We start from the raw sequence: 25,651 nt of genomic DNA, 5'->3' as shown, positions 1-25,651 counted from the left end.
GCGTTCCAGGGCATGGTCGGGACCGGGCGTTTTAATACCCGGAAGTGTCAACCATGTCCCCGCACACCTGTCAGCTATGTCTCCGGTCTATACACAGCCGGCAAAGAGAAGTAGGTGCCGCCCCGCACAGGGGCAACGCCAATAGACCACTAACAATTCAAGGAAAGGCCAACGCCCCAAGAACACTGACAATGCCGCCGCAAAAGGCAAAAAAACATCTAAAGCCTCTGCCCAACAGCAAGCAAAAAAATCCGCCGCCACTGCTTAGCCTGCCGCTCGCCCAGCATGGGCAAAACCCAAACCTGATGCTTAGCGTCTTTGACCATCAAAGCGACCTGCCACTGAGCATCATGGCTCTGCACCTCAGCCCCAAGCAGATCAGCAAAAATATAAGCCCCCAGCTCGCCGCCAAGGCGAACCTCACAGAACCGCTTACCAGCAGCAAGCCGTACCGAACCCCAGGTTCCTGTAAGTTCGTGAGTCCAATCACCATCGCGAACATTAGAAGCGACCTCCCTCCGACGCCGCCACCAATAAACAACCGCAGCAACCAAAAGCAAACCAACAAAAACAGCAACCCCAACAGCAACAGCCAAACCAAAAGCCGCCTGCAAGGCATAAAACGCCCGCACAGCGCCATACACCAGCGCGATCAGCGCAATGAGTGCAACAATAATCGGCATCGCAAGCTCACCCGGCAAAAAAACTCAGGCTAGCACGAGCAACGCCCGAACCTCATGGCAAAAAAACATTGCGAAAAACGCGCCGCCGCGCAAAGCCCAACCGTTATGGCTGCTTATGCGTCGCCGCCCAATCCTTCACCGCCTTCAGCGTATTCTCGACGTGCTTCTCCGGCGACAGACTCGTGTACTCGTAAATAATCTTGCCGTCCGGCGCAATCACATACGACACACGATTGGCCATCGAACTATGCATCGGCATGCCAGCATCATAAGCGCCGATCACCTTCGAATCGGCATCGGCCGCCACCGGGAATTTGCTGCGGCATTCGCTCACCGAAAACTTCGTCAAGGTGTCGATGTTGTCGTGCGATACGCCAATCACCGTCGCGCCATATTTCTTGTACTCGTCGACAGCTTCGGCAAACTCGTGGGCTTCGATCGTGCAGCCCTGCGTGAAAGCCGCCGGATAGAAATACACCACCACCGGCCCTTTCTTCAATTCGTCGGCAAGCGAATACGCGTAGGTCTTGCCGCCCAGTGAAGCCTGGGCGGTAAACGGCGGCGCGGCATCACCCGGCTTGAGCGTGGCTGAAGCCGTCAGCGAATGCATCGCGAATCCCACCGACAAGACAGCCGCCAGCGTCATCGGAATGAGTTTTCTCTTCATCTGCAGTCCCCTCGAAACGTTAATGCACGCAGTCAGTGCAATAAGCCGAAGGTCACGGCGTTCAGCCGAACCTCGGCAACCTCAATACGCTATTGAAACACGTACAGACAAGGTACGTCAGAACCTGCTCGACGGATGCATCAGGCAGCTTCTTCGACATGCGCGCCGAACCACGCCGCAGCGGACAGGTTCAGCTCCGCCAGCACCTCGGGCGTAAGCGCCGCGAAGCCGGGCGGCGCATCGGGTCCGGCTGCGATCAAAGCGGCATCGGTGCCCTCGCCGGCCGCTTCGGCAATCCGCAACAAGGTGCCGAGCGCGCCGCCGCGCGTGACGATCGCTTCACGAATCTGCGGGGCAAGGCCGAGCTTCTCGAGGACAGCCGCCGGCGTGCTGCCGAGCACCACATGGACCAGAGAGAAAATTCCGGTCATGAAAGCGGCGTCGGCAAAATCGTCATCGGACGGACGCAGCCAGCCTGCCGCCAACTCCATGAAGCGCGAGCGCGTGCCGGCCAGTTGCACAAGCGGATCGGCGCGCCACGGCAGATCGCCGCTGTCCGCGTACAGCAGTAGTTGCGCCCAGCGCGCAATCTGCCGCGTGCCGGTGGCGATGATGGCCTCACGCAGCGAGGCAATATTGCGCCCCAGCCCGAACGCGCTCGAATTGACGAGGCGCAGCAGTTGCACCACCACGCTCGGATTCAGCTTGAGTTCCGCTTCGAGTTCGACAATCCCGGCATCGCGCGACAACAGCGCCAGCAAACGCAGCAAACCGGGGCGCGGCGAGCGGTTGCGCGGCGCGGCCAGCACCTGCGGCCGCGCGAAGAAGTATCCCTGGAACAGGTCGAAGCCGAGATCGCGACCAAGCATAAAGTCTTCGCGCGTCTCGACCTTCTCCGCGATCAGTGTCTTGCCATGGCTGCGGACCGTCGACGCCAGTTTGGCAAGCACTGACCGCTCGGTCTGCAGGAAGTCGATCTTGACGATATCGGCGTGCGGCAGCGCGGCGAGCAGCTCATCCGACAGTTCGCTGACGTCGTCGAGCGCCACCTGGAAGCCGGCGCGGCGCAATTCGGTCAGCCGGCGGGCCAGATGCGCATCGAACTTGACGGTTTCGAGAATCTCGAGCACGAAGCGCTCGGGCGGCATCAGATGGACGATGTCGTTAAAGAGCAGCGCGCGGTCGATATTGACGAAGCCGCGGTGCTGGCCCAGCACGGCCGCCACGCCGATCCCGCCGATCGCACGAGCCACGACCTGCGCCGTCGCCTGGGCGTCGTCGCTGACCTCGGCATAGTTATGCGCGCCGGATCGAAACAATAATTCGTAAGCATTGAGCGCGCCGTCGCGATCGAGAATCGGCTGGCGCCCCAGATAAACGTACTGTGCCCCGGACGCCGGGTCGGCGTCTTCGGCACCTTGTTCAAGCACCTCGATGTGCCGGGGGGTGGCCCTGACAAAGTGACGTTCAGACATGGATCATCGGTGCAAGTGTTCGGAAAGCTACGCAGCGACGTCATCGCCGGCACTGCACAGCAGGTTTGACGTATTAACGGAAACGAAGCCGGTCCACTTTAACTGAATCGCCCTCGCGACGCCGCCGGGCCACGCCGCCGCTTCCTTACCATTTGTTTTTTGCAGCAGGCGCTAAAGATTTTCCGCCGCGGGTCGTTATCTTGTTCTGATGGGGCGGCCTGATACCTCTCAACCGCCCGAATACGGCGGGCAGTAAGCCGCCCCGCCTGCAGACGAACACAGGTTGCCAGCGACAAACATGGAAGCGAACAGGATCACCGCGCCCCGCCGGGGCTCCTTGCGCACGGTCATCGACCGGTTTCGTGCGTTCGGCCGGCATGCACACGGCAAACCGCAAGCCGGCGTCAGCCGCGCTGCGCAACTGGAACAGGTGGTCGGCGCCGTCGATCTTCTGGCGCACATCGATGAGGGCCTGCGCTTCCTCTATGTTTCCGACGCGAGCCTGCGCTTCATCGGTTATCACCGTGAGTATCTCGAGACCATCACGCTGCACGATCTCGTGGCGCCTGCCGACGTGCCGCGCCTCGATGCGCTGCTGACGCGCGCTACCTCCACAGGCAACGTCGAAAAGGCCACACTCGGCCTCATCAAGTCACTGACCTACCCGATCACAGTCGAATTGCGCGTGGTACGCAGCATGCATGACGGCGTCGAAGGCTATGCGATCGCCGGCTTCGACGTGTCCGCGTGGCGCGCCACCGAGGAACGCCTGACCCAGGCGCTGCATCTGGACCGCCTGACCAACCTGGCCAATCAACCGGCGCTGATCCCCGCGCTGCTCGACGCGCAGCAACAAGCCGACGCCCACGGCACGCCGGCCGCGCTGCTGCTGCTCGACCTCGACGACTATCAACGCGTGAACCGCGCGCTCGGCTACGATGCCGGCGACGAGATGTTGCGCGACACGGCGCGGCGTCTATTGAACATGACGAGCCCGAACGAGACTGTGGCGCGTGTCGCCAGCGACGAATTCGCGATCCTCGTGAAGCCTGCCGCGAGCCGCACCGACGCCGCAGCAGCAGCCGAAGCGCTGGCGCGCCGCCTGCTGACCGCGATCCAGCAGCCGTATGTCTTCAACGGCCAGCAGGTGCACCTGTCGGCAAGCATCGGCATTGCGCTCTACCCCGACGTGCGCCACGCCAACGACGACGCCGCCCACGACACGCACCTGCTGCGCTGGGCCGACCACGCCTTGCTGCAGGCGAAGGCGGCCGGCGGCAACACGCTCGCCTTCTACGTACCGGACGACAACCCCGCCGACGCCGAGCGCCTGAAGCTGGAGGCCGATCTCTACGACGGCGTGCGCAATGGCGAGTTTTCGCTGCACTTCCAGCCGATCACGAGCAGCCGCACGCACGGCGTGGTCGGCGTCGAAGCGTTGATCCGCTGGTCGCATCCCGTGCACGGCCTCGTGCCCCCTTCGATGTTCATTCCGCTCGCGGAATCGATCGGCCTGATCAACTTCCTCGGCAACTGGGTGTTGAAGGTCGCCTGCATGCAGTTGATCCAGTGGGACGCGCGGGGCATCTCGTTGCAATACGTCGCCGTCAACGTGTCGCCGCAGCAGTTCCGCGACCCGCGTTTCAAGGACAGCGTGCGCGAAGCGATCGAGTTGACGGGCATCGATCCGCGCCGCCTCGTGTTCGAGATCACCGAAAGCCTGCTGATGCACGACCCGGCGCATGCCAAGGGTTTGCTCGAAGAACTGACGGCGATGGGTATCCGCTTTGCCGTCGACGATTTCGGCACCGGCTATTCGAGTCTGGCTTACCTGCAACGATTCCCTCTCGCCAAGCTCAAGATCGACAGGAGTTTTGTCGAGAATCTGCTAACCTCCCGGAACGATCAGGCAATCGTTAGCGCGGTCGTCGGGCTCGCACAAACGCTCGATCTCGAACTGGTTGCAGAGGGCGTCGAAACGGAAGCACAACGCAGCCTGCTCACCGAGATGGGATGCGACCACATACAGGGATGGCTCGTCTGCAAGGCGTTGCCCTCTGACGAACTCGCGCAGCGTTTCGAAGCGCGCACGCTTCACCTGCACACCACATAGCGATGCAGGCAAACCTCGTGCGCAGCGGAAGATGCCGGCCTCGCGCCGGTGCAGCACTCATTGGAACATGTATGGCTTTGGCGGGATTCACATGGTAAAGGCGGCGGTGCTCGACCGGCTCTGGACTCGAATGAGCGAGCGCGGCGATTTCCCCATGCTGTCGCAGTCGTTGCGCACCACCATGGCGGCGATGAACAACGACGACCTCGACTTCACCGGCCTCGTGCAGGTCGTGTTGTCGGACTTCGCGTTGACGCAAAAAGTGCTGCGGCTGGCCAACTCGGCCATGTACATGGCCTTTGGCGGCAACATCACCACCGTCTCGCGCGCGCTGATGGTGCTCGGCATGGACGCGGTCGGCCATCTGGTGGTCGGCCTGAAAATCGTCGATCACTTTCATCACAGCGCGCCGCGCCGTATCGACGCGAAACTCGAATTGAACCGCACGCTGCTGTCGGGCTGCGTCGCGCGCAAGCTGACCGAGCGCGGCGATCTGCGCGCCGGTGAAGAAGCCGTGGTCTGCACGCTGATGCGGCAGATCGGCAAGCTGCTGGTGGTGTTCTATCTCGACGCGGAGTGGGATCAGATCCGCCGGCATATCGACGACGACACACTCGAAGCCGATGCCTGCGTGCTGGTGCTCGGCGTCACGTTCGACGAAATCGGCGCCGAAGCCGCGGTGCGCTGGCGCCTGCCGGACATGATCCGCTCCGGCATGGGCGAGTTCGATCCGCTGGACGTCGAGCAGCCACGCCAGGTGCAGTGGCTGCGCGCCATCACCAACTATTCGACGGCGGTCGCCGACGTGCTGACCCAGCAGAACATGCCGGACTGGGAGCGCGAAGAACGCATCGCCGAACTGGCGCAGGAATACAGCCACGCACTGAATACCGATCCGGACGTGCTGCATGGAATGAGCATCGCGCTCGCCCGTGAAGAAGGCGGCGACGGCGTGATGCGCGAGATCGTCGAGCTGCGTGCCAATGCGGACGCGATCGCGCGCGAGGCGCTCAATCCGGAAGCACGCATCGCGGCGGGGGTGGGCGATCTGCGCGGCCTGCCCGACGGCAGCGCGCTCGCGCCGGCCCTCGCGCTGGCTGCGGAAACCGTGCTGGCGGCGCTCGGCTTTGCGCGCACGGTGGTGTTCGTCAAGCACAGCAACGGCACCTTCAAGGCGCGCCTCGGACTCGGTCCGAAGATCGACGCGGCGCTGCCGAAGCTGTCGTTCAACACCGCGTTCGAGCCCGATGTGTTTCACCTCGCAATCGCGAACTCGGTCGGCATTTTCATCGAGAACGCACGTGATCCGAAGATGGTCGCGCGATTACCGGAGTGGTTCCGCCGTTCGTTCGACGACGCCCGCGCGTTCGTGCTGTTACCGGTAGTCGACGACACCGATCAGACGGTGGCGCTGCTATATGGCGACTGGTCTCATACGCAGGAGCCACGCCGAATATCCCAGAAGGAAATGAGCGCGTTGAATGAGTTAGCCAAGGAGTTAGGTCGTTTTTTTGGCCTGGGGCAGATGCAGGAAATGGAGACGATGTGAAGACGTGGCGTGATCGTTGATCACGGTGCTTCACTCTCACCGGTTTTGTGTTTGCCCTAAATCACGAATCTCAGATGTGCAAAGGCCGGCGTGCGCAGCATGCCGGCCTTTGCTTCAAACCTCAAACCCGCCCCTCAATCCTCAATCCGCTCCAACCCCTCCGCACTCCGATCCGCCACCCCGGCCCACGCCCCAGCCGCCAACGCGAGCAGCGCGATCTCTTCCACCGTCAACGGCTGCAAGCGCGCGCACAAGGCATCGAGCTCATCCCACGCCCCGCGCTCAAGCGCTTCGACTGCGGTCAGCAACAACCCCAGCACGCCCTGCCGATGCAAAATGCCCGCCTGAATCGGCCGCGATAGCGTCAGCACATTCAGTGTGCTTTCGAGCGAGCCACCAAACACCGCATCGACAAACGAAAACACGCCAGTCAGAAACGCTGCATCGGCTTCGTCACGCCCCGCTTCGGGCAAGCGCTCGATCGCCAGCTCCATGAAGCGCGCCCGGGTCGCCGCGAGTTGCAGCAGCGGATCGTCCTCGAGCGCAACCTTGCGGCCATCCGCGTACAACAGCAATTGCGTCCAGCGCGCGATCCGATTCGTGCCGGTCGCATTGATCGCTTCGCGCAGCGTCGTGACCTTGTGGCCGACGGCGAGGCCGCTCGAATTCGCGAGCTTCATCAGGTGCATGACCAACACCGGATTCAGCTTGAGTTCGGCTTCGAGTTGCGCGACGGTCGGGTCGCCCGATAGCAGTTGCAGCAGATTCAGCAACGCATGCCGCGGCGCGCTGACACGCCGCGTCGTCGAGGTCTGCGCACGCGCAAAGAAGTAGCCCTGGAAACGGTCGAAACCGAGACCATGCGCCTCTTCGAAATCGGCCTGTGCATCGAGACCCAGCGCGATCAGCAGCTTGCCCGCGGACTTGAGCACGCTCGTCAATTTGGGCAACAGCGCTTTCGACGCCCGTGGGAAATCGATCTTGACGACTTCCGCGTAGGGCAGCAGCTTCGCAAACGTTTCATCGGGCTGCGTCACTTCATCGAGTACGAAGCGATAGCGCCGCCCGTGCAATTGAACGATGCGCGCAATCAGCGCATCGTCGACCACAATCGACGGCGACAATTCGAACATGAAGCGGTCAGTGGGCAGGTGCAGGATCGAATCGTCGAACAGCATCTCGCGGCTTACATCGACGTAAGCGGGATGCCCGGTGAGCGCACCGCGCAGATTGCCCTGCATCAACCCGCGAATCACGGCTCGCGCCACGAGCTGCGCGGGATCGGGCGCGCGGCCCGGCGAGGCATCCGCAGCCGAATCGACGGCCGGTGCGGCACCCGCGTCAGATTCGGTGCCCATAGGCAATTCCGGCGCGCGCACCTTGATCTCATAGCCGCACAGCATGCCGTCCCGATTCAGAATCGGCTGGCGCGCGAAGCTGGCATTCAGTTGCGCATCGTCCGCAACCCCCGTCTGGCTCGGTTTCTCGATTGCGATGGTTGTCATTCTGGTCCCCCGCTAAGCGCCGCCCTGGCGCTTCCTGCTGTATTTTGGTTTTTGCTGCACCAATCGCGCACATCCAAGCCCTGAGGCCCTTTGCGCGTGCGGTGTGCCCGCCGATTTTAGCGCAGGCCGATGCGCGCGGACATGTCAACGCCGCAATATCTCGAAATAATTGGCAACCTGTCTCGCTGAAGAGAAGGAAAGAATCGACGATACTCTTGTGCAGTGCAGAAGCGCTCCACCACCGGCCTTTAACCACCAAGGAAAATCATGGACGTCAAAAGCGTGCTGTCAAATGCCTTCGCGATGCCGATCACGAACCCGGCGTTTCCGATGGGTCCGTATCGTTTCGTCGACCGGGAATTCCTGATCATCACTTACCGCACCGATCCGGACAAACTGCGCGCCGTGGTGCCCGAGCCGCTGCAGATCGGCGAGCCGCTCGTCCATTACGAATTTATTCGCATGCCGGATTCGACCGGCTTCGGCGACTACACGGAAAGCGGTCAGGTGATCCCGGTGTCGTACAACGGCGTGGCAGGTGGTTACACGCTGGCGATGTATCTGGACGACCATCCGCCGATCGCCGGCGGCCGCGAGTTGTGGGGCTTTCCGAAGAAGCTCGCCTCGCCGGTGCTGGAAGTCCATACCGACACGCTCGTCGGCACGCTCGATTACGGCCCCGTGCGCATCGCCACCGGCACGATGGGCTACAAGCATCGGCAACTGGATCTCGCGCAGCAACAGAAGCGTCTGGAGACGCCGAACTTCCTGCTGAAAGTCATTCCGCACGTGGACGGCACGCCGCGCATTTGCGAACTGGTGCGCTACTACCTGCAAGACATCACCCTTAAAGGTGCATGGACGGGTCCCGCCTCGCTCGAACTGGCACACCATGCCCTGGCGCCGGTCGCGGAATTGCCGGTGCTCGAAATCGTCGAGGCACGGCATCTGCTTGCCGATCTGACGCTAGGACTCGGTGAAGTGGTGTTCGACTATCTCGATCAGCCTGAAGCGAACGTGCGCTGACCGAGTGTCGCGGTGCGGCGTGCGCGACATGCATGAAGCGCATGAAACACACAGCACCATGCACCAGACGCGCATCAGACAGGCGGCGCATCAACCGCCGCCTCAAAAAACAACCGGCCGCATCAAGCGGCCGGTTGTCTCAAGCAAAACCATTCAAGCAAAGCCATTCAGGCAAAACACCCAACGCCTTACTTCAACACGACCTTCACGTCGAAGTACTTCGCGGCGAAGCGGTCGATCGTGCCGTCGGCCTTCAGTTCCTTCAGCGCCTGATTCACGGCGTCCTTCAACGCCTTGTCGCCCTTGCGGATGCCGAAGCCCACGCCCGCGCCGAGCAGCTTCTCGTCACTGACGGCCGGGCCGGCGAAGTCGAAGCCTGCGCCTTGCGGCTTCTTCAAAAAGCCCTTCGAAGCCGCTTCCGCGTCCTGGAATGCAGCGTCCAGACGGCCCGATGCGAGGTCGGCGTAGATCTGGTCCTGGGTCTGATACGGCACGACGTCGACGCCAGCCGGCGCCCAGCGCGCCTTCGCATACGTTTCCTGAATCGTGCCTTGCAGCACGCCGACGTGCTTACCCTTGAGCGAGGCCGCCGTAGGCAGCAGACCGCTGCCCTTCTTCGCGATCATCTGATTCGGGATCGTGTAGATCGGATCGGTGAAGTCGATGGCCTGGCGGCGCTGTTCCGTGATCGTCATGTCCGAGTTGATCGCGTTGAACTTGCGCGCTTCCAACGCCGGAATCAGGCCGTCGAACGAGTTCTCGACCCACACGCATTTCGCCTTCAGCTTTGCACACACGGCATTGCCGATGTCGATATCGAAACCTTGCAGCTCGCCCGAGGGCGACTTCGATTCGAACGGCGCATACGACGCCTCGACGCCGAACCGCACTTCCTTGATATCCGCCGCCGATGCGGACCCTGCCGCTACCGTTGCCGTCGCGAACAGCGCGCGCGCAGCCATGTTTCGCCAATTCATCTTCATTACGGGTGTTCCTCTACGGTATTGAATAAGACGGAGCCGAATCCGGGCGAGCATGATTGCCGCGCCAAAAATGCGATTCAAACTCGTGCGGCCAGTGTGGTGCAGCGCAACAGCCGCGAGGGCGGGATTGTACAGGCTTCGAATCGCGGTCCTGCAGGCGGCCCTGTGGGCGCCCCTTTGCCCGGCTCGTTTGGCGAACCGGATAACGCGCGCTTAAAGGTGCAACTTCGTGTCGCGCTCAGGCAAGCCGGCACGCACTCCGATGCACGTCAGACCGCGCCGTCGCCGGCCGCGAAATCGCTGCCGAGCCGCTGCGACAGATGCGTATAGACCGCCGCGACATGCGGCAGATGACGCGACTCGGGATGCGCCAGCACCCAGACCTGCGATTCGGCTTCGTCGAGCGGCGGGGTCAGTTGCACGAGATCGTCGCGCTCACGCGCGAGGAAGGTGGGAACGATGCCGACGCCGAAGCCGCGCACCACCAACTCGAACACCGCCATCACGCTATTGGTCTTGTAGCGTGGCTCGACCGTCGGACAATGGCGCTTGCGCCACAGAACCGAAGGATGATCGCCGAGTGAACTGTCCGGTGCCGCCCAATCGCAGCGCGACAGCGCTTCAGCATCGCTCGCCCGGATACCGCTCGCCTTCGCGGCAAACACGGCGATGCGCAGCGGGCCCACATGTTTGCCGACCAGATGATCCGGTGCGCGGCGTGTCGCGCGCACGGCGATATCGGCGTCGCGTTTGGTTAGGCTCGCGAGGCTGTTGGTGGCGGTCAATTCGAACGACAACGCCGGATGCAGCGCCGCGAAATCACGCAATGCGGGCAGCAGGAGGCCGTAGAGCACGGTATCGGTGGTCGTCACGTGGACCGCGCCGCTGACGCGGTCACTGCTTGCCTGCACGGTCGAGCGCGCGGCCGCCAGCTCGCTTTCGATGCGCTCGGCGTGGCGCGCCAGTTGCGCACCGAGCGGGGTCGCGCGATAACCGCTACGCGAACGCTCGAACAGACGCTGCCCGAGCCCACGTTCGATCCGCTGCACCGAGCGAAAAATCGTCGAGGCGTCGATACCCAGGCGCTGCGCGGCCTCGGCCAGCGTGCCGGCGCGCACCAGCGCAAGAATGGTCTGGGTATCCGCCGAAGTCAGTTCGTATTGCGTTTTTGCACGCATGGTTTGGCAAGCCGCCTGTTTATTCTGAATGCGATCCGGGCTACTTTTACCACATCGACTTGTCGGCCGACGAGCCTTGCCACCGGCACCTGCCGGGACTTCACTCTCGTTTATAGCGGTGACACCATGAAACTCTATTACTCACCGGGCGCCTGCTCGCTGGCCGTTCACATTGCCCTGCGCGAAGCCGGGCTCGACTTCGACACCGTCAAGGTCAATCTGCAAACGCACAAACTCGCTAACGGCGACGACTACTACGCGATCTCGCCGCGCGGTTACGTGCCACTCGTCGAATTCGACGACGGCTCGCGCCATACCGAGGGCGCCGCGCTGTTGCAATACATCGCCGATCTTGCGCCGGCGCGCGCCCTGTTACCGGCCGCCGGAACGCCGCAACGGCTCGAAGCGGTGACATGGCTCACCTATATCAGCACGGAATTGCACAAGACCTTCAGCCCGTGGCTCTGGCATCAGGAGACAGCCGAATCGACGAAACTCGAATGCCGCACGAAACTCGCTACACGCTTCAGCGAACTCGAGGGTGTACTGACGTCGCGCGACTATCTCACTGGACAGTACTCGGTCGCCGATGCGTACGCATTCACGGTGTTGAGCTGGGCGCGGATGCTGTCGGTGGATCTAGGCCCGTATCCGCACCTCAGCGCGTATCTGGCCCGCATGGCCGCGCGGCCGAAGGTACGTGAGGCGATGGTGGCGGAAGGACTGGTCAGCGAGACCGCGACGCAAGCCGCGTAAGCGGTTTGGTATGAGACGTTGCGCGCGAAGGCGCGCAACGTTCTGCTCTGCAATGACGCGTCTAAACGAGACTGGACAGCGTGTCCTGCGTCGTCTCGACCACCAGCAAACCCGCGCGCAAGCCAGGCTTGACTGTTGCGTTCGGAAACACAAGGCGTTCCTCATCGTGACGCACGGTGTAGCGATAATCGCCATCGCGTGCGAGCACGGTGTCTTTCACGAAGGGCGTGAAATTCGGCACATCCGTGGCCACCAGCAATTCGAATGCGTCGCTCTGCTTGGTGAGCTGGTCGATCACGGTGAACACGCGCGGCATTGCCGCGGGCACGTTGCCGTTCCTGGTACCGGCCAGCAGAAGACGCAGCGCTTCGTCCGCCCCGGCGAAACGCGTCAGATCGTTCTGCCCGAACGGGCGCACCTTGCCGAGTTCGAGCGTACACGCCTCGGCGCCACATGCGTGTGCGGTGAAATGCGAGTACGTGTTGCCCTTGGTGGTGTGCAGCAGGACGGCGCTGATGCGCGCTTCGCCGAGCCACTCGAACATCGCGCGCGAAAACGGCTTGCCGGTGTGCGGCAACAAGGCGAATTGCTCGAAAGCCGAGGGGCGGATCGCCGTATGCATGTCGACGTGCCAACGGGCGCCCGGCTCCTGCGACGCGGCGGCAAAGAACTGCGTTGCCGCACGCTCCAACGCCGCCGCGCGCGGCGCTTCGTGGCTGTGCGGCACCTGCTCGTGACGTCCGCTGAAGAGGCGATTCAGATCGTCATCGCGATACCGGGACGCGTCGCGCATGGCGTCGACGTTGCCGAGAATCACCAGCAGGCGGCACGTCAGCGCGGCATCGCCCTGCGCGATATCGCGCACGAGATACGACAGCAGTTCAATTGGCGCGGTTTCATCGCCATGCACGCCTGCAGAAACGAGCACGCTGCGGGTACCGTCATCCCGCACTGCGGGCTCCATGAGCAACACGCCGTCGTCAAGCCACGACCAGCGCACGGCGTTGTCGTTGTTGGCGCACACACCCTGCGCTTCCTGCGCGCCAGGCCGCGTCCCGGCCAACGTGTAGGCAAGGAAATCGTCGAGCATCGAAGCCGGCATGCTGTGCTCAGCGCTGGAAGTCATACAGCGAACCCAGGCCGAGAATCTGAGTCAGCTCATCGAGCGCGGTGCGCGACTCGGCGAGCAATTGCGGATCGGTCAGATCGGACGGTGCGAGACGATCGCGATAGTGCTTTTCGATCCACGTATCGAGGCGGCCGAACAGCTTGTCGTTGATCCACACGCCCGGCGTCACCGCCGCGCGCTCCGCATCGTTCAGCACCACGCGCAGACGCAAACATGCCGGGCCGCCACCGTTCTTCATGCTTTCGCGCAGATCGAACACGAGCACGTCGTCGATCGGACCGGTGTGCGAGGTCAATTCGTCAAGGTATGCACCCACGCGCGCGTTTTCGCGGCATTCCTGCGGCACCACCAGCACCTGCTTGCCGTCCGGGCGCGTCAGCAACTGGCTGTTGAACAGGTACGACGTGACCGCGTCGGACACGCTCACTTGCGCATCGGGCACTTCGATCACGTTGAACTCGGCCTTCAGCCCAGTGAGCTTCGTGCGCAGTTCGTCGTACACCGCGTTCTGTTCGACGAACGCGAGTTGATGGCAGAACAGCGTATTACGGTTGCCGACAGCGATCACGTCGTTATGGAACACACCCGCATCGATCACGTCGGGGTTCTGCTGTGCGTACACCGTGGCCGCTTCTGCCAGACCGTGACGATGCGCGACCGCGCGGCTCGCCTCGAAGGTCTGACGTGCGGGAAAACGCTTCGGCTCCGGTCCGCGGCGATATTCGCTGCGTCCGTACACGAAGAATTCGACGCCACGTGTGCCGTATTCCGAGCAAAAACGCGTGTGATTCGCCGCGCCTTCGTCGCCGAGTGCCGGCGTGCCGGGCAGCGCTTCATGCACCGCGAAACGATCCGCGTCGCTGAAAATCGCGCGCAAGGTGCGGCGCGTCGATTCGTGCTCGATCGCACGATGCAGCTTGCTGCACAGATTGGCCGGCGTGAAGTGCACGCGACCGTCGTGCGTGTCGGCCGACGGACTCACCGTCGCCGCATTCGCGGTCCACATCGCCGAAGCCGAACTCGCCGCCGCCAGCAACTCGGGGGCGTCTTTGGCGACGCGTGCGATCACCGTCGCGTCATCGCCCGAAAAGCCGAGTTCGCGCAACAGGCGCATCGACGGACGCTCCTGCGGCGGCAACACGCCCTGATGAAAGCCGAGATCGGCCAACTGCTTCATCTTGCGCAGGCCTTGCTTGGCAGCGGCCTTCGGATTTGCGACCGACTTCTCGTTGTTCTGCGACGCAACGTTGCCGAACGAGAGCCCGGCGTAATTGTGGGTCGGGCCGACGAGACCGTCGAAATTGGCTTCAGTGGCTTGCATCGTCGATCCTTAGAATTGAAGGCCCGGCGAAACGCTCGCGGGCATTTGCAGTTGCGCGCTTTCGACAGACGCCATCGGATACGCGCAGTAGTCGGCAGCATAGAACGCGCTCGGCCGGTGATTGCCCGAACGCCCCGGACCACCGAACGGCGCGCCCGACGATGCACCGTTAGTCGGCCGGTTCCAGTTGACGATGCCCGCGCGAATGGTGCGCTGGAAATGCGTCCACAGGGCTTCGTCGTCGGCGAGCAGACCGGCGGAGAGGCCGAACTCGGTATCGTTGGCTTTGTCGAGCGCTTCGTCGAACGTGCCGTAGCGGATGATCTGCGCCAGCGGTCCGAAATGCTCTTCGTCCGGCAGGTCCTTCACGGCGGTCACGTCGAGAATCGCGGGCGTGACGAAGCCGAGTTTCGGATCGCGCTGCTCCATCTTCAGCAGTGCTTTCGCGCCGTCGGCCAGGAGACGCTCTTGCGCAGCGACCAGACGCGAAGCTGCACGCGCGGAAATCACCGCGCCCATGAACGGCTGCGGATCGGCGTTGTATTCGCCGACGCTAATGCGCGAAGTCACTTCGGTCAGGCGTTCTACAAAGCGGTCACCGAACGCATCGTTCGGTACGAAAATGCGGCGCGCGCACGTGCAACGCTGCCCCGCCGACAGAAACGCCGATTGAATCGTGTGATGCACGGCCGCGTCGACATCCGCCACCGGTCCGATCACGAGCGGATTGTTGCCGCCCATCTCCAGTGCGAGGACGATCTCCGGACGGCCGCCGAATTGCTTGTGCAGCAATGTTCCGGTATCCGAACTACCCGTGAAGAACAAGCCATCGATCTGTCGATGATTGGCAAGTGCGATGCCCGTCTCTTTCTCGCCTTGCACAAGGTTCAGCACGCCGGCGGGCAAGCCCGCATCGCGCCAGATCTGCACCGTGAGCGCCGCCACGCCCGGCGCGAGTTCCGACGGCTTGAACACCACTGCGTTACCCGCAATCAGCGCCGGCACGATATGCCCGTTCGGCAAGTGGCCAGGAAAGTTATACGGCCCGAACACCGCAACCACACCATGCGGACGATGCCGCAAGACAGCCGTGCCATCGGCCATCGGCGAACGCTTTTCGCCGGTGCGCTCGTTGTACGACTGAATCGAAATCTCGACCTTCGCCGCCATCGAAGCGGCTTCAGTGCGGGCTTCCCACAGCGGCTTGCCGGTCTCGCGGCCGATCGCTTCGGCAAGCGCTTCCTTGCGTTCGGTCACGAGCGCGGCGAAGCGGCGCACCACGCCGCAACGTTCGTCGAGGCTCAAGGCCGACCAGATCGCGAACGCACGGCGCGCGCCGCGCACTGCACGATCGACGTCGTCCGCCGATGCGCTGTTGCCTTCCCACACCGTCGCGCCCGTACCCGGGTTGCGCGACGCGAATGCGGGTCCTGTGCCGGCGGCCCATTCGCCGTCGATGAAAAGCTCGCTCATGATCATCCTTGTTTGTGTTTCAGCGGCAGTACCCGAACTGGGTCGCCTGCCTTGACGTCGAGTGCGGCCGCCTCGGCGGCGCTCATGCGGAACACGCCCTCTTGCGGCACGCCGGCAGCCACGCCCACGCGAAAATCGCCCAGCGACGTATTCGATACCATCGAACGCGGTGCATCCTGCGGCGCGCCCGCCGGCACGTCGGCGATCTCGACCTGCACCACCACGCTTTCGCGCACCGTGCGCAAGTCGGCGATATGGCATTCGAGCACTGGGCCCGCATCGAAGATATCGACGTGATTCTCGTAGCGCAGCCCTTCCGATTCGAGCATGCGGCGCGCCGGAATCGTGTCGTTGTGCGTGAGGCCGACGCATTCCTGCGCTTCTTCCGGCAGCAGTTCGACATACACCGGATAACGCGGCATCAGCTCGGCGAGAAACGCCTTGCGGCCGTGCGAGCTCAGATAGTCCGCCGCATTGAAATCGATCTGGTAGAAATGCGAGCCGACCGCACGCCAGAATGGCGAAGTGCCTTCCGCATCGAAATGGCCGCGCAATTCCGCGCACAAACGCTGCGGAAAGCGCTCGCGAAACTGCGCGAGAAACATGAAGCGCGAACGCGACAGCAAACCGCCGACGCCGCTCGTGCGGTAACGCGGGCTCAGGAACAGCGAGCACACTTCGGCGTAACCCGTCAGGTCATGCGAAATGTTCAGCGCGCGCATGCGCGTCCAGATGCCGAGGTCCTGGCTCGCGTGCACGACCGTGCTCACGCGATAGTTGTAGAACGGTTGCTGCAGACCGACCGACGTTTCGATGCCGCAGACGCCGGCCACGTCGCCGGTGTCGGTGTCTTCCATCACGAAGAAGTAACCGGCTTCGTGCGGCTCGGCCTTGTCTTCCATCGTGCGGCGGGCACGCTCAACGCGCGCCGCCAATGCATCGCGATCCGGCTTGAAGGTGGTGAGACCGGGACCGGTCTCCTGCGCGAGCCGCATGAGCGCGTCCACATCGCCTCGTTGCACAACACGAACGACGATCATCGTGCGTCTCCCGTCAATTCTTCCTGATGCGGCTGATGCAGCGGCACGCAGCGTACCGCGTCGCCCTCCTGCACGCCGAGTGCGGCGCGCGCCGCATGCGACAACGATGCGCCGGTCGTCTTATCGCCGGGCAATGTATCGAGCACACAGCGGAACTCACCGTCCGCCCCGTTATGCGCGATCAGATACGTCGAACCTTCGGCAGCCGCGCCGGCTTCGCGCACCACACGTGTTTCATTACGCGTCACGCAGGCGCTGCGATCCACCTGCGCGGTCAACACCGGGCCCGCGTCGAAAATGTCGATAAAGCGGTCCGTCTCGAAGCCTTCTTCGAGGTGAATGTCATACGCGAGCAGCGCCTTCGAATCCGGCTCGCCGAGCACGCGCTGCGCGGCTTCCGGCAGCAAGGGCACATAGATCGGATAGGTCGGCATCACTTCGGCGATAAAGGTGCGGCTGCGGCCGCCCGATTCGATTTCGATGTCGGCGAAATTGCGGCCGAAGAACTTGCGTCCCACCGCTTCCCAGAACGGCGATACGCCTGAGTCGTCGGTCACGCCGAGCAGCAGCGAGAACACTTCAGGCGTGAAGCGCTTGCGATTGGCGGCGATATACATCATCCGCGCCCGCGACATCAGATGCGCGGCCGCATCGCCACGCAGCGACGGGTCGATGTAGAAGCCCGCCAGCCGGCTCTTGCCCGTCAATTCATGCGACATGGTCAACGCGTGAATCTTGCGATTCACGTGCAATTCACGCGACGCATGAATCAGCGCGTCATTGCGAAACGCGTAAAACGGGTCCGAGTAACCGGCTGCGGCGACGATGCTCGCCGTGCCCATCAGCTTGCCGCTTTCCGCATCCTCGAGCACGAACAGATAGAACTCCTCGCCCGGAAAATCCACATCCGCGCGAAACGAGTCTTCCGACAACGCGACGCGCGCTTCGAGCGCGCTCCGGTCGTGCGGCAGCGAATGCAGCACCGGTTGCGCGGTGCGCGCCATATGTTCGAGCGCATCGAGATCGGCGAGGCGGCCGGGGCGTACGAAGAGCATCATCGTTCCTGTTGAATGTGACGCATGATTCAGTGCTTTAGCGCGGTGCCGTGGTTCACTTCGACGCGGCTTCAGTCTTTGCGCCGACGATCTCTTCGATCGCCTTCGCCAGACGCGCGAAGCCTTCGTACATATCGTCGAGCGGCATGATCAGCGACGGCACGAAACGCAGCACGTCCGGACCCGCCATCAGCATGATCACGCCGTGCTCACCCGCAGCCGTGACGAAATCTTTTGCGCGGCCCTTGAACGCATCGGTCAATTCAGCACCGATCAACAGACCCTTGCCACGCACTTCCTTGAACAAACCGAAGCGTTCGTTGAGCTTCGCGAGTTGGCCCTTCAATGCTTCGCTGCGGGTACGCACGCCTTCGAGCACCTTCGGATCGCTGATCAGTTCGACCACCTTCTCCGCGATCGCCGCGCCCAGCGGATTGCCGCCGTAGGTCGTGCCATGCACGCCGACCTTGAAGTGCGCGGCCAGTTCGGTGGTGGTCAGCATCGCGCCGATCGGGAAACCGTTGCCGAGCGCCTTCGCGGTGGTCAGGATGTCCGGCGTCACGCCAGTGTCCTGATAGGCGTAGAAATGGCCGCTGCGGCCCACACCCGTTTGTACCTCGTCAAAAATCAGCAGTGCGCCGTGCTCATCGCAGGCTTCGCGCAGCGCCTTCAGGAATGCCGGATCGGCCGGGATCACACCGCCCTCGCCCTGGATCGGCTCGACGATCACCGCGCAAGTCTTCGCGCCGATTGCTTTCTTCGCCGCTTCGATATCGTTGTAAGGCAGATGGATGATGCCGGCCGGCACCGGGCCGAAGCCTTCCGAATACTTCGGCTGGCCACCGACGCTCACCGTGAAGAACGTACGGCCATGGAACGACTGCGTGAACGAGATGATTTCGACCTTATCGGCGCCATGACGCTCGAACGCGACGCGGCGCGCCAGCTTCAATGCCGCTTCGTTCGCTTCCGCGCCCGAGTTGGCGAAGAATGCGCGGTCGGCGAAAGTCAGGTCTTCGAGACGTTTGGCAAGACGCAGTACCGGCTCGTTGGTGTAGCCGTTACCGATGTGCCACAGCTTGCTGCCCTGCTCGTGCAGGACTTTCAGCAGTTCAGGATGCGCATGACCGAGCGCGGTGACGGCAATACCGCCGGCGAAGTCGATATAGTCGCGGCCTTGCGTATCCCAGACGCGTGAGCCGAGACCGCGATCCGGCACGAAGGCGGCGGGCGAAAACACCGGCACCATCACTTCGTCGAAGGTCTGGCGTGTCACAGTCAGGTCGTTCATGGCGAATCCTCGTTACAGGTGAGAGGTAATACACGTAGTGTAGGAAACCGCACGCGATACGTCTTGCGCATACGCGACGCTTTCTATGAGCTTCCGGGCGGATATGTCGCGTGCAGCTTGCAGACTGCGCGCTTTCCGGCCGCTTATTCCGCCTGGTCGGGCCGTTCGATCAACGCGGCCGGTCGCGGCTCACTGGCCGCGGCGCCGGTCGCACCGGTCTGCTTGTCGATCCAGTTACGACGATCCTCGCGTGGTGTGACACCAAAGCGTTCGCGATAAGCATTCGAAAAGTGCGCCGCCGACGAAAATCCGCAAGCAAGGCTGATCTGCACCACCGATTTGCTGGTGCGCTGCAATTGCGTGCGCGCTTTCGAAAGCCGCAGCCCCAGATAGTATTTGGACGGCATCGAGCCGAGGTACTGACGAAACAGGCGCTCCAACTGCCGCCGCGAGACACCGACGAGACCGGCGATTTCATCGGTGGTCAGCGGATCTTCGATATTCGCTTCCATCAGCATGAGCGCATCGTTCAGACGCGGATGACGCTCGCCCGGTGCGGTCACGAACGGAATGCGCTGACGCTCTTCGCCCGCGCGCAACACGCCGACGCCGAGCGTATCGGCAATCCGGTCCGCCAATTCGGGTCCGTGATCGCGGCCGATCATCGCCAGCATGAAGTCGACGGTCGCTTGACCGCCCGCGCACGTTGCGCGATCACGGTCGATTTCGAAAATCTGTTGGGTGACGATCGAGCGCTCGAACTGCTCGGAGAACTGCTGATAGGTTTCCCAGTTGACGCTCACGCGATAGCCGGACAACTGCCCCGCCATCGCCAGCCACCAGACGCCGTGATGAATACCGGTGACGAGCGGCGTGCGCTGCCCAACGCGCGACAAACTTGCCAAAAACAGCCGGTAATCGGCGAATTGCTGGAACCGTTCGCTGACGATGATCAGCCAGTCGCACGAAATCGCATCGCCGAAGGCGGCATCGGCCGGCCATTGCGCGCCGCCCGACAAGGGCACCGCGCGGCCGTCCCACGAACACACCTGCACGCGGTACAGCGCCCGGCCGTCGATTTCGTTGGCGAGATTGAGCGCGTCGACGATCGGCCCGACGCCCGACATCGACACCGGCGGCAAGGCGACGATGGCGACCTGCGTGGTGCGAGCCGGGTTGGACGTGCGAGCCATCACTTGTCAGTAAAACGCGGAATGCGCGAGCCGCGCGTTACTTCAGGCTGCCGGAGAGGAACTGCTTGAGCCGTTCGCTGCGCGGCGTGGTCAGCACTTCAGCGGGCAAGCCCTCTTCTTCGGTGCGGCCCTGGTGCAGGAACATCACATGGTTCGACACGTTGCGCGCGAAACCCATTTCGTGCGTCACGACGATCATCGTGCGGCCTTCTTCGGCGAGCTTCTGCATCACCTTCAGCACTTCGCCGACCAGTTCGGGATCGAGCGCGGAAGTGGGTTCGTCGAACAGCATGACGTCGGGGTTCATCGCCAGTGCACGCGCAATGGCGACCCGTTGCTGCTGACCACCCGACAGATGCGACGGATACTGCTTTTCCAGACGCGGCGCGAGACCCACCTTCTCGAGATATTCGCGCGCCCGTTCTTCGGCTTCGCGACGCGACATGCCAAGCACATGAATCGGTGCTTCGACGATGTTCTCGATCACGTTCATGTGCGCCCACAAGTTGAAGTGCTGGAACACCATCGCCAGTTTCGTGCGGATGCGTTGCAGCTGCTTGTGATCGGCCACTTCCAGATTGCCGGCGCGGTCGGCTTTGGTCTTGACCATTTCGCCGTCGACGACGATCTGCCCCGCGTTCGGCCGCTCGAGAAAATTGATGCAGCGCAGGAAGGTGCTCTTGCCCGATCCGCTCGCACCGATGATGCTGATCACGTCACCCTTGTTGGCGTTCAGCGACACGCCTTTGAGCACTTCATTGTCGCCGTAGCGCTTGTGGATGTCCTGGACGGCGAGCTTGCAAGCTTCGGTTTGAGTCGTGTGGAGCAAGATGCTCTCCCTTTGAAAATACGGATCAATCTACGTGACGGCGCGAACCCGCCGCGCCGCTCAATCGAAACATGCCTACTCAGTGCGTGCGCACCGCCAGGTAACCCAGCCAATGACGCTCCGCGCGGCGGAACAAGGCCACCAGCCCAAACGACACCACCAGGTAAATCAGCGCCGCGAGGCCGAACGCATCGAACGACTGATACGTGGCGGAATTCGCATCACGCGCCACCTTCAGGATGTCCGGCACCGTGGCCGTAAACGCGACCGTGGTGGCGTGCAGCATCAGGATCACTTCGTTACTGTACAACGGCAGCGCCCGGCGCAGCGCGGACGGTATCACAATGCGGCGGTACATCGTGAACCAGCTCATCCCGTAAGCACGGGCCGCTTCCACTTCGCCGTGCGAAGTCGAACGGATCGCGCCGGCGAAAATCTCGGTGGTGTACGCGCAGGTGTTCAGGGCAAAAGCGAGAATCGCGCAGTGAAAGCCGCTGCGGAAAAACGCGTCGAGCAGTTGATGCGAGCGCACGAATTCAAGGCTGTACATGCCAGTGTAGATCAGCAGCAGTTGCACGTACAACGGCGTGCCGCGAAACACGTAAGTGTAGAGACGCACCGGCGTCGACAACCAGCGCTTCTTCGATACGCGCGCCACCGCGAGCGGAATCGCCATGAAAAAGCCGATCCCGATCGACGCCACCAGCAGCCACAGCGTGACCGCCAGACCGGACATACGTTGACCGTCCCAGTACAGGAACGCGCGCCAGAATTGATTGAGAATGTCGATCATGGTCTTAGAGCTCCGCGTGGCGCACGCCGATGGAATAGCGCTTTTCCAGCCAGATCAGCACGAGATTCGACGCGGTGGTGATCGCCAGATAGATCAGCGCGGCGACCAGAATGAAGAAAAACATGTTGAAGGTGCTCTTGCCGGCGTCCTGGGCGGCTTTGACGACATCGGCGAGACCGATGATCGACACCAGCGCCGTGGCCTTGACCAGCACTTGCCAGTTATTGCCGATGCCTGGCAGCGCGAAACGCATCATCTGCGGAAACAGGATGCGCCTGAACACCCGCGCGCCGCTCATGCCGTACGCACTGCCCGCTTCGAGCTGGCCGCGCGGCACGGCGAGAAACGCGCCGCGGAAGGTTTCGGTGAAGTACGCGCCGTAGATGAAGCCGAGCGTCAGCACGCCGGCCACGAACGGATCGATATCGAACTGCGGCAGATTGAGCGCATCGGTGAGATTGTTGACCGCGATCTGGATGCTGTAGAACAGCAGCAGCATCAGCACGAGGTCGGGCACCGAGCGGATCAGCGTCGTATAGCCGGTTGCGATCGCCCTGAGCGGGCGGTTGAAGGAGAGTTTCGCCGCCGCGCCCGCGAGGCCGAGCAGCACGGAGGCTGCCAGCGACAGGACGGACAGCTCGATCGTCTGGATCGTGCCGGCCAGCAACACCGGACCAAAGCCGTAAAGGAACACGCGTGTCTCCATCCAGGTTTTATTGAGGATGTCATGGATGGGGGCGGGTCATGCCTGCCCGACTCATCCGGCATGACGCGGAGTCTCGCAAGCGGAAATTAATTTCTCAAAGGGAGACGGAGGGGGTGCTGCGGTGCAGCAATCGGCCGTTTGCCACGGCTTGGTGCTGGCAGGGCTTGGTTTTGCGGGGGATATGGGTTTGTAAGGTGCGTGACACGCGGTGAGCGCTGCCGCGATTTAGCAAGTTTTGGGTCGCTTTTTCGATATAGATTGGGGCCTGCGGCGCGTCTTGTTTGTCTGTGTTCTTAGCGCTTTGGCCTTTCCTTGTTCTGGCTTTGGTGCCTTTCCTTGTTCTGGCTTTGGTGCCTTTCCTTGTTCTGGCTTTGGTGCCTTTCCTTGCATTGTTAGTGGTCTATTAGTGTTGCCCCTGTGCGGGGCGGCACCTACTTCTCTTTGCTGCAAAGAGAAGTAGGCAAGAGAAAGCAGCTTAAACCGCTAATGCTAAGTGGGCTCCGTGGTCTGCTACGGGTAGTGGTGCATCTGGAATCCGTGTTCTCTCACATTCCGCGTTAGTGACAAAGGACTCATCAGCTCCCACTCCGCACTACGTGCGTCGCGGACGGGTCTGCATGGGAAACCACCGGCTTCGGTTGAGGTCCGTGGGAGCCGTGGACTTCGCCTCGGCGATGCGCTCTGCCCTCACCTGGGACCCCCCACTTCAAATGATTTGTGGGTGCCCCGCAATCACGGTCACGGCTGCTGCTGCGGCGGCGGTGCAAGGACGAGCCACGATCTGATGGTGAGACGCGAGCGCCAAAACGTAGCGGGTGGTTTTATGAAGTACTCTTCGGCGCGCGCAGCGCCGCCGGAAGTATGACGCCCTTGTCACTAGCCTATGCAGGGGCACGAACACAGATTCCAGATGCACCACTACCCGTTGCAGGCTACGGTGCCCACTTAGCATTAGCGGTTTAAGCTGCTTTCTCTTGCCTACTTCTCTTTGCAGCCGGCAAAGAGAAGTAGGTGCCGCCCCGCACAGGGGCAACACTAATAGACCACTAACAAAACAAGGAAAGGCCAATACCCTAAGAACACTGACAAAAAGCGCCACGCAGGCAAAAACCCATTATTCAATCCCCAGCCGAGCCCGAATCGCCGGCAACATATACTCAACCGCCGCGCGCCCCTCTTCTATAGCCGGCCCCGCCCGGTGAAAATCAAAAATCCCCATCCCGCCCAGCCGCGGCTGAATCAGAATATCCGCTGGCTCACCCGCCAGCCGGCTCCGCGAAATCCGCACCTGCATGATGTCGATGCTCTGCGCGATCGAACTCAGCATCGACGGCACGCGCGCACTCGGCGCCGGCGCCACGCGCACGTCATCGGAAGCGCGCCCTTCGGCGGGTGCCAGCCAGCGTGGCCAGGGCTTCCCATTACGCCGCAGCGCGACCGGCGGCGGCGCATCCGGATCGAGCGCCGGCGTGTCGACCGCCGCACCACCGAAATCGCGGCCATTCAGAATATCGTTGTTCAGATCGACCGCAATCACGCAGTCCGCCCGCATGCCGCGCGCCACCGAGACCGGCACCGGGTTGCTCAAACCGCCGTCCACCAGCCACACGCCGTTGTGAAACACCGGCGTGAAAATCCCCGGAATCGCTATCGAGGCGCGCACCGCGTCCACCACGCTGCCGTCCTGCAACCAGCTCTCGCGGCCCGAATCGAGTTCGGTGGCCACCGCCGCGAACGGCATGTTCAATTGCGCGATCGAGCGGCCGGCGAATTTGTCCGCGAATATCTGGATCACCTTGCGCCCGCCCAGCAGGCCGCCCGAAAAACGCAGATCAAGCAGCCTCACCACGGTTTGCCAGGTGAGCTTCGAAACCCATTCTTCGAGCCAGTCGAGATCGCCGTTGGCATACACGGCACCCACCAGCGCACCGATCGACGTGCCGCACACCACATCCGGCTTGATGCCAGCGTCGTGCAACGCGCGGATCGCACCGATATGCGCCCAGCCACGTGCTGCACCGCCCCCCAACACCAGCCCGATCCGGCTGTATCGACGTCGATTTATCATGTGTTCCCCGCCTTTTATCGGCTAGCGCCCGCGTATCACGTCCGAGCGCGATGTCGTGTACACCTTCTGATATTGGTCGAAGTGCACGTTGAAAATGCCTTCTTCGGTCACGCCGCCCTCGCGCCACTTCCAGCTCCACACGGTTTCCGGTTTGAGCGGAAACACGGCGGTCTGGCCTGGCTTGCCGAGCAGGCGGCGCACTTCGTCTTCAGTCATGCCGATGCGAACCTTCCCGAAGTTGTCGGCGGTCAGCACCTGCGTGATGGATTGCAATTTGCCGTCACGGTCGATGTCGACCATGTACGTGTTGAGCCCCTGCGGGCCACGCGGATATTCGAAACGCTTGGATCCGTCGGTAAACGTGCGCTCGGTTTCCGGCTTGCCCATCTGATCGCGGATCTGCGCTTCGGTGGTAATGCCCGGCGTCATATTCTTGAGTAGCAACGCGTCCGGCTTGACGGCGTTGAAGAATTCCTTGAGTTTTTGCACGGCGCGGTCGCTCTGTTGGTCGTCGCAACCGGTCAGTGCAACGCACGCGGCCAGCATGGCGACAGTAAGCAGTTTGAGGCTCACAGCGAGTTTCCTGTACGGACACGAAGCGGCAATTCGCCCGCATCCTTTTGTGTAGGGCGTACTACAGGATAACCGCGTGCGGAAAAAACCGCGAGCGAAGGCAACAAGGCGGCTGTGGGCCGCCGCCATGCAGCGTGGTTTGCGGTCGAATGCGATTGTGCGACGAGGCTGCGAAAAAAACCGGGGAAGGCCACAGGAAAAACCACCAGCGAAGGCGTCGCAAACCGCGCCGCAACAGGCACGGC

At 62.4% G+C, this 25,651-nt stretch carries 22 protein-coding genes; 4 read left to right on the top strand and 18 right to left on the bottom strand.

The genetic code is table 11. From position 1 onward, the window contains the following. Nucleotides 1-218 precede the first annotated feature (218 nt). From P3T25_RS39750 to P3T25_RS39740, 3 genes are all read right to left on the bottom strand, one after another. The gene (locus P3T25_RS39750; protein ID WP_429362658.1) at nt 219-683 is read right to left on the bottom strand and encodes a hypothetical protein; all 465 of its coding nucleotides are present in this window, start codon (nt 681-683) and stop codon (nt 219-221) included. A 103-nt stretch (nt 684-786) separates the two neighbouring features. Then, complete coding sequence (locus P3T25_RS39745) at nt 787-1,350, bottom strand: peroxiredoxin (RefSeq protein WP_266262122.1); 564 nt, start codon at nt 1,348-1,350, stop codon at nt 787-789. Between the two features lie 140 nt (nt 1,351-1,490). Then, the gene (locus P3T25_RS39740) at nt 1,491-2,825 is read right to left on the bottom strand and encodes an EAL and HDOD domain-containing protein (RefSeq protein WP_154566815.1); all 1,335 of its coding nucleotides are present in this window, start codon (nt 2,823-2,825) and stop codon (nt 1,491-1,493) included. Nucleotides 2,826-3,123: 298 nt separating this feature from the next. Here P3T25_RS39740 and P3T25_RS39735 point away from each other — a divergent pair, with 298 nt between their 5' ends. Next, nucleotides 3,124-4,938, top strand: coding sequence for a putative bifunctional diguanylate cyclase/phosphodiesterase (locus tag P3T25_RS39735; protein ID WP_154566816.1), 1,815 nt, complete (start codon nt 3,124-3,126; stop codon nt 4,936-4,938). A gap of 91 nt (nt 4,939-5,029) precedes the next feature. After that, nucleotides 5,030-6,487 (top strand): HDOD domain-containing protein, encoded by a 1,458-nt coding sequence (locus tag P3T25_RS39730; RefSeq protein WP_154566817.1) that lies wholly within the window; start codon nt 5,030-5,032, stop codon nt 6,485-6,487. 134 nt (nt 6,488-6,621) lie between these two features. Here P3T25_RS39730 and P3T25_RS39725 read toward each other — a convergent pair whose 3' ends face one another. Beyond that, nucleotides 6,622-7,992: an EAL and HDOD domain-containing protein gene (locus P3T25_RS39725; protein ID WP_171929207.1), complete on the bottom strand. Its 1,371-nt coding sequence runs from the start codon at nt 7,990-7,992 to the stop codon at nt 6,622-6,624. 267 nt (nt 7,993-8,259) lie between these two features. Between P3T25_RS39725 and P3T25_RS39720 the strand changes: the two genes are divergently transcribed. After that, complete coding sequence (locus P3T25_RS39720) at nt 8,260-9,018, top strand: acetoacetate decarboxylase (RefSeq protein WP_154566819.1); 759 nt, start codon at nt 8,260-8,262, stop codon at nt 9,016-9,018. 188 nt (nt 9,019-9,206) lie between these two features. Here the strand turns inward: P3T25_RS39720 and P3T25_RS39715 are convergent, their stop codons facing one another. Continuing rightward, entirely contained in the window at nt 9,207-10,001 is a 795-nt protein-coding gene (locus P3T25_RS39715; RefSeq protein WP_154566821.1) for an ABC transporter substrate-binding protein, read from the bottom strand. Between the two features lie 269 nt (nt 10,002-10,270). Beyond that, the gene (locus P3T25_RS39710; protein ID WP_429362653.1) at nt 10,271-11,179 is read right to left on the bottom strand and encodes a LysR family transcriptional regulator; all 909 of its coding nucleotides are present in this window, start codon (nt 11,177-11,179) and stop codon (nt 10,271-10,273) included. 126 nt (nt 11,180-11,305) lie between these two features. Here P3T25_RS39710 and gstA point away from each other — a divergent pair, with 126 nt between their 5' ends. After that, complete coding sequence (gene gstA, locus P3T25_RS39705) at nt 11,306-11,935, top strand: glutathione transferase GstA (RefSeq protein WP_429362651.1); 630 nt, start codon at nt 11,306-11,308, stop codon at nt 11,933-11,935. Nucleotides 11,936-11,996: 61 nt separating this feature from the next. On the opposite strand, the gene astE is transcribed toward gstA, so the two are convergent. The 12 genes from astE to bamE form a co-directional block, all read right to left on the bottom strand. Beyond that, entirely contained in the window at nt 11,997-13,061 is a 1,065-nt protein-coding gene (astE, locus tag P3T25_RS39700) for a succinylglutamate desuccinylase (RefSeq protein WP_429362649.1), read from the bottom strand. Continuing rightward, a complete protein-coding gene (astB, locus tag P3T25_RS39695) occupies nt 13,045-14,385 on the bottom strand; it encodes an N-succinylarginine dihydrolase (protein ID WP_429362647.1) in 1,341 nt (446 codons plus the stop codon). The genes astE and astB overlap by 17 nt, the downstream gene beginning before the upstream one ends. Before the next feature lie 9 nt (nt 14,386-14,394). Beyond that, nucleotides 14,395-15,858, bottom strand: coding sequence for a succinylglutamate-semialdehyde dehydrogenase (gene astD / locus P3T25_RS39690; RefSeq protein WP_429362645.1), 1,464 nt, complete (start codon nt 15,856-15,858; stop codon nt 14,395-14,397). 2 nt (nt 15,859-15,860) lie between these two features. Further along, entirely contained in the window at nt 15,861-16,898 is a 1,038-nt protein-coding gene (astA, locus tag P3T25_RS39685; protein WP_429362643.1) for an arginine N-succinyltransferase, read from the bottom strand. Continuing rightward, on the bottom strand, nt 16,895-17,953 hold the full coding sequence (aruF, locus tag P3T25_RS39680; protein ID WP_429362662.1) for an arginine/ornithine succinyltransferase subunit alpha: 1,059 nt from the start codon (nt 17,951-17,953) through the stop codon (nt 16,895-16,897). The genes astA and aruF overlap by 4 nt, the downstream gene beginning before the upstream one ends. Before the next feature lie 55 nt (nt 17,954-18,008). Continuing rightward, nucleotides 18,009-19,244, bottom strand: coding sequence for an aspartate aminotransferase family protein (locus tag P3T25_RS39675; protein ID WP_154566829.1), 1,236 nt, complete (start codon nt 19,242-19,244; stop codon nt 18,009-18,011). Between the two features lie 143 nt (nt 19,245-19,387). Next, entirely contained in the window at nt 19,388-20,437 is a 1,050-nt protein-coding gene (locus tag P3T25_RS39670) for a GlxA family transcriptional regulator (RefSeq protein ID WP_093632258.1), read from the bottom strand. A gap of 37 nt (nt 20,438-20,474) precedes the next feature. After that, complete coding sequence (locus P3T25_RS39665) at nt 20,475-21,266, bottom strand: ABC transporter ATP-binding protein (RefSeq protein WP_054043063.1); 792 nt, start codon at nt 21,264-21,266, stop codon at nt 20,475-20,477. Between the two features lie 79 nt (nt 21,267-21,345). Next, nucleotides 21,346-22,059, bottom strand: coding sequence for an ABC transporter permease (locus tag P3T25_RS39660; RefSeq protein ID WP_054043065.1), 714 nt, complete (start codon nt 22,057-22,059; stop codon nt 21,346-21,348). 4 nt (nt 22,060-22,063) lie between these two features. Continuing rightward, nucleotides 22,064-22,753, bottom strand: a complete 690-nt coding sequence (locus tag P3T25_RS39655; RefSeq protein WP_168435988.1) for an ABC transporter permease — start codon at nt 22,751-22,753, stop codon at nt 22,064-22,066. Nucleotides 22,754-23,879: 1,126 nt separating this feature from the next. Further along, nucleotides 23,880-24,833 carry a patatin-like phospholipase family protein gene (locus P3T25_RS39650; protein ID WP_171929487.1) on the bottom strand — a complete coding sequence of 318 codons (954 nt, stop codon included), beginning with the start codon at nt 24,831-24,833 and terminating at the stop codon, nt 23,880-23,882. A 21-nt stretch (nt 24,834-24,854) separates the two neighbouring features. Further along, the gene (gene bamE / locus P3T25_RS39645) at nt 24,855-25,406 is read right to left on the bottom strand and encodes an outer membrane protein assembly factor BamE domain-containing protein (protein ID WP_266261861.1); all 552 of its coding nucleotides are present in this window, start codon (nt 25,404-25,406) and stop codon (nt 24,855-24,857) included. Between the last annotated feature and the right edge of the window lie 245 nt (nt 25,407-25,651).

The organism is Paraburkholderia sp. GAS32, assembly GCF_050434225.1.
In the GTDB taxonomy this organism is placed as follows: Bacteria; Pseudomonadota; Gammaproteobacteria; order Burkholderiales; family Burkholderiaceae; genus Paraburkholderia; species Paraburkholderia madseniana.
The sequence above is the reverse complement of the archived record's forward strand: the minus strand, read 5'-3'. Positions and strand labels throughout refer to the sequence as shown.

Excerpts from the sequence above, each read along its gene's own strand:
- astA (WP_429362643.1), bottom strand. The coding sequence starts at position 16,898 with ATGATCGTCGTTCGTGTTGTGCAACGAGGCGATGTGGACGCGCTCATG.
- P3T25_RS39675 (WP_154566829.1), bottom strand. The coding sequence starts at position 19,244 with ATGAACGACCTGACTGTGACACGCCAGACCTTCGACGAAGTGATGGTG.
- P3T25_RS39740 (WP_154566815.1), bottom strand. The coding sequence starts at position 2,825 with ATGTCTGAACGTCACTTTGTCAGGGCCACCCCCCGGCACATCGAGGTG.
- P3T25_RS39710 (WP_429362653.1), bottom strand. The coding sequence starts at position 11,179 with ATGCGTGCAAAAACGCAATACGAACTGACTTCGGCGGATACCCAGACC.
- P3T25_RS39750 (WP_429362658.1), bottom strand. The coding sequence starts at position 683 with ATGCCGATTATTGTTGCACTCATTGCGCTGATCGCGCTGGTGTATGGC.
- P3T25_RS39730 (WP_154566817.1), top strand. The coding sequence starts at position 5,030 with ATGGTAAAGGCGGCGGTGCTCGACCGGCTCTGGACTCGAATGAGCGAG.
- P3T25_RS39745 (WP_266262122.1), bottom strand. The coding sequence starts at position 1,350 with ATGAAGAGAAAACTCATTCCGATGACGCTGGCGGCTGTCTTGTCGGTG.
- P3T25_RS39725 (WP_171929207.1), bottom strand. The coding sequence starts at position 7,992 with ATGACAACCATCGCAATCGAGAAACCGAGCCAGACGGGGGTTGCGGAC.
- aruF (WP_429362662.1), bottom strand. The coding sequence starts at position 17,953 with ATGCTCTTCGTACGCCCCGGCCGCCTCGCCGATCTCGATGCGCTCGAA.
- P3T25_RS39660 (WP_054043065.1), bottom strand. The coding sequence starts at position 22,059 with ATGATCGACATTCTCAATCAATTCTGGCGCGCGTTCCTGTACTGGGAC.
- astB (WP_429362647.1), bottom strand. The coding sequence starts at position 14,385 with ATGCAAGCCACTGAAGCCAATTTCGACGGTCTCGTCGGCCCGACCCAC.
- P3T25_RS39720 (WP_154566819.1), top strand. The coding sequence starts at position 8,260 with ATGGACGTCAAAAGCGTGCTGTCAAATGCCTTCGCGATGCCGATCACG.
- astE (WP_429362649.1), bottom strand. The coding sequence starts at position 13,061 with ATGACTTCCAGCGCTGAGCACAGCATGCCGGCTTCGATGCTCGACGAT.
- P3T25_RS39735 (WP_154566816.1), top strand. The coding sequence starts at position 3,124 with ATGGAAGCGAACAGGATCACCGCGCCCCGCCGGGGCTCCTTGCGCACG.
- gstA (WP_429362651.1), top strand. The coding sequence starts at position 11,306 with ATGAAACTCTATTACTCACCGGGCGCCTGCTCGCTGGCCGTTCACATT.
- P3T25_RS39650 (WP_171929487.1), bottom strand. The coding sequence starts at position 24,833 with ATGATAAATCGACGTCGATACAGCCGGATCGGGCTGGTGTTGGGGGGC.
- P3T25_RS39670 (WP_093632258.1), bottom strand. The coding sequence starts at position 20,437 with ATGGCTCGCACGTCCAACCCGGCTCGCACCACGCAGGTCGCCATCGTC.
- P3T25_RS39715 (WP_154566821.1), bottom strand. The coding sequence starts at position 10,001 with ATGAAGATGAATTGGCGAAACATGGCTGCGCGCGCGCTGTTCGCGACG.
- astD (WP_429362645.1), bottom strand. The coding sequence starts at position 15,858 with ATGAGCGAGCTTTTCATCGACGGCGAATGGGCCGCCGGCACAGGACCC.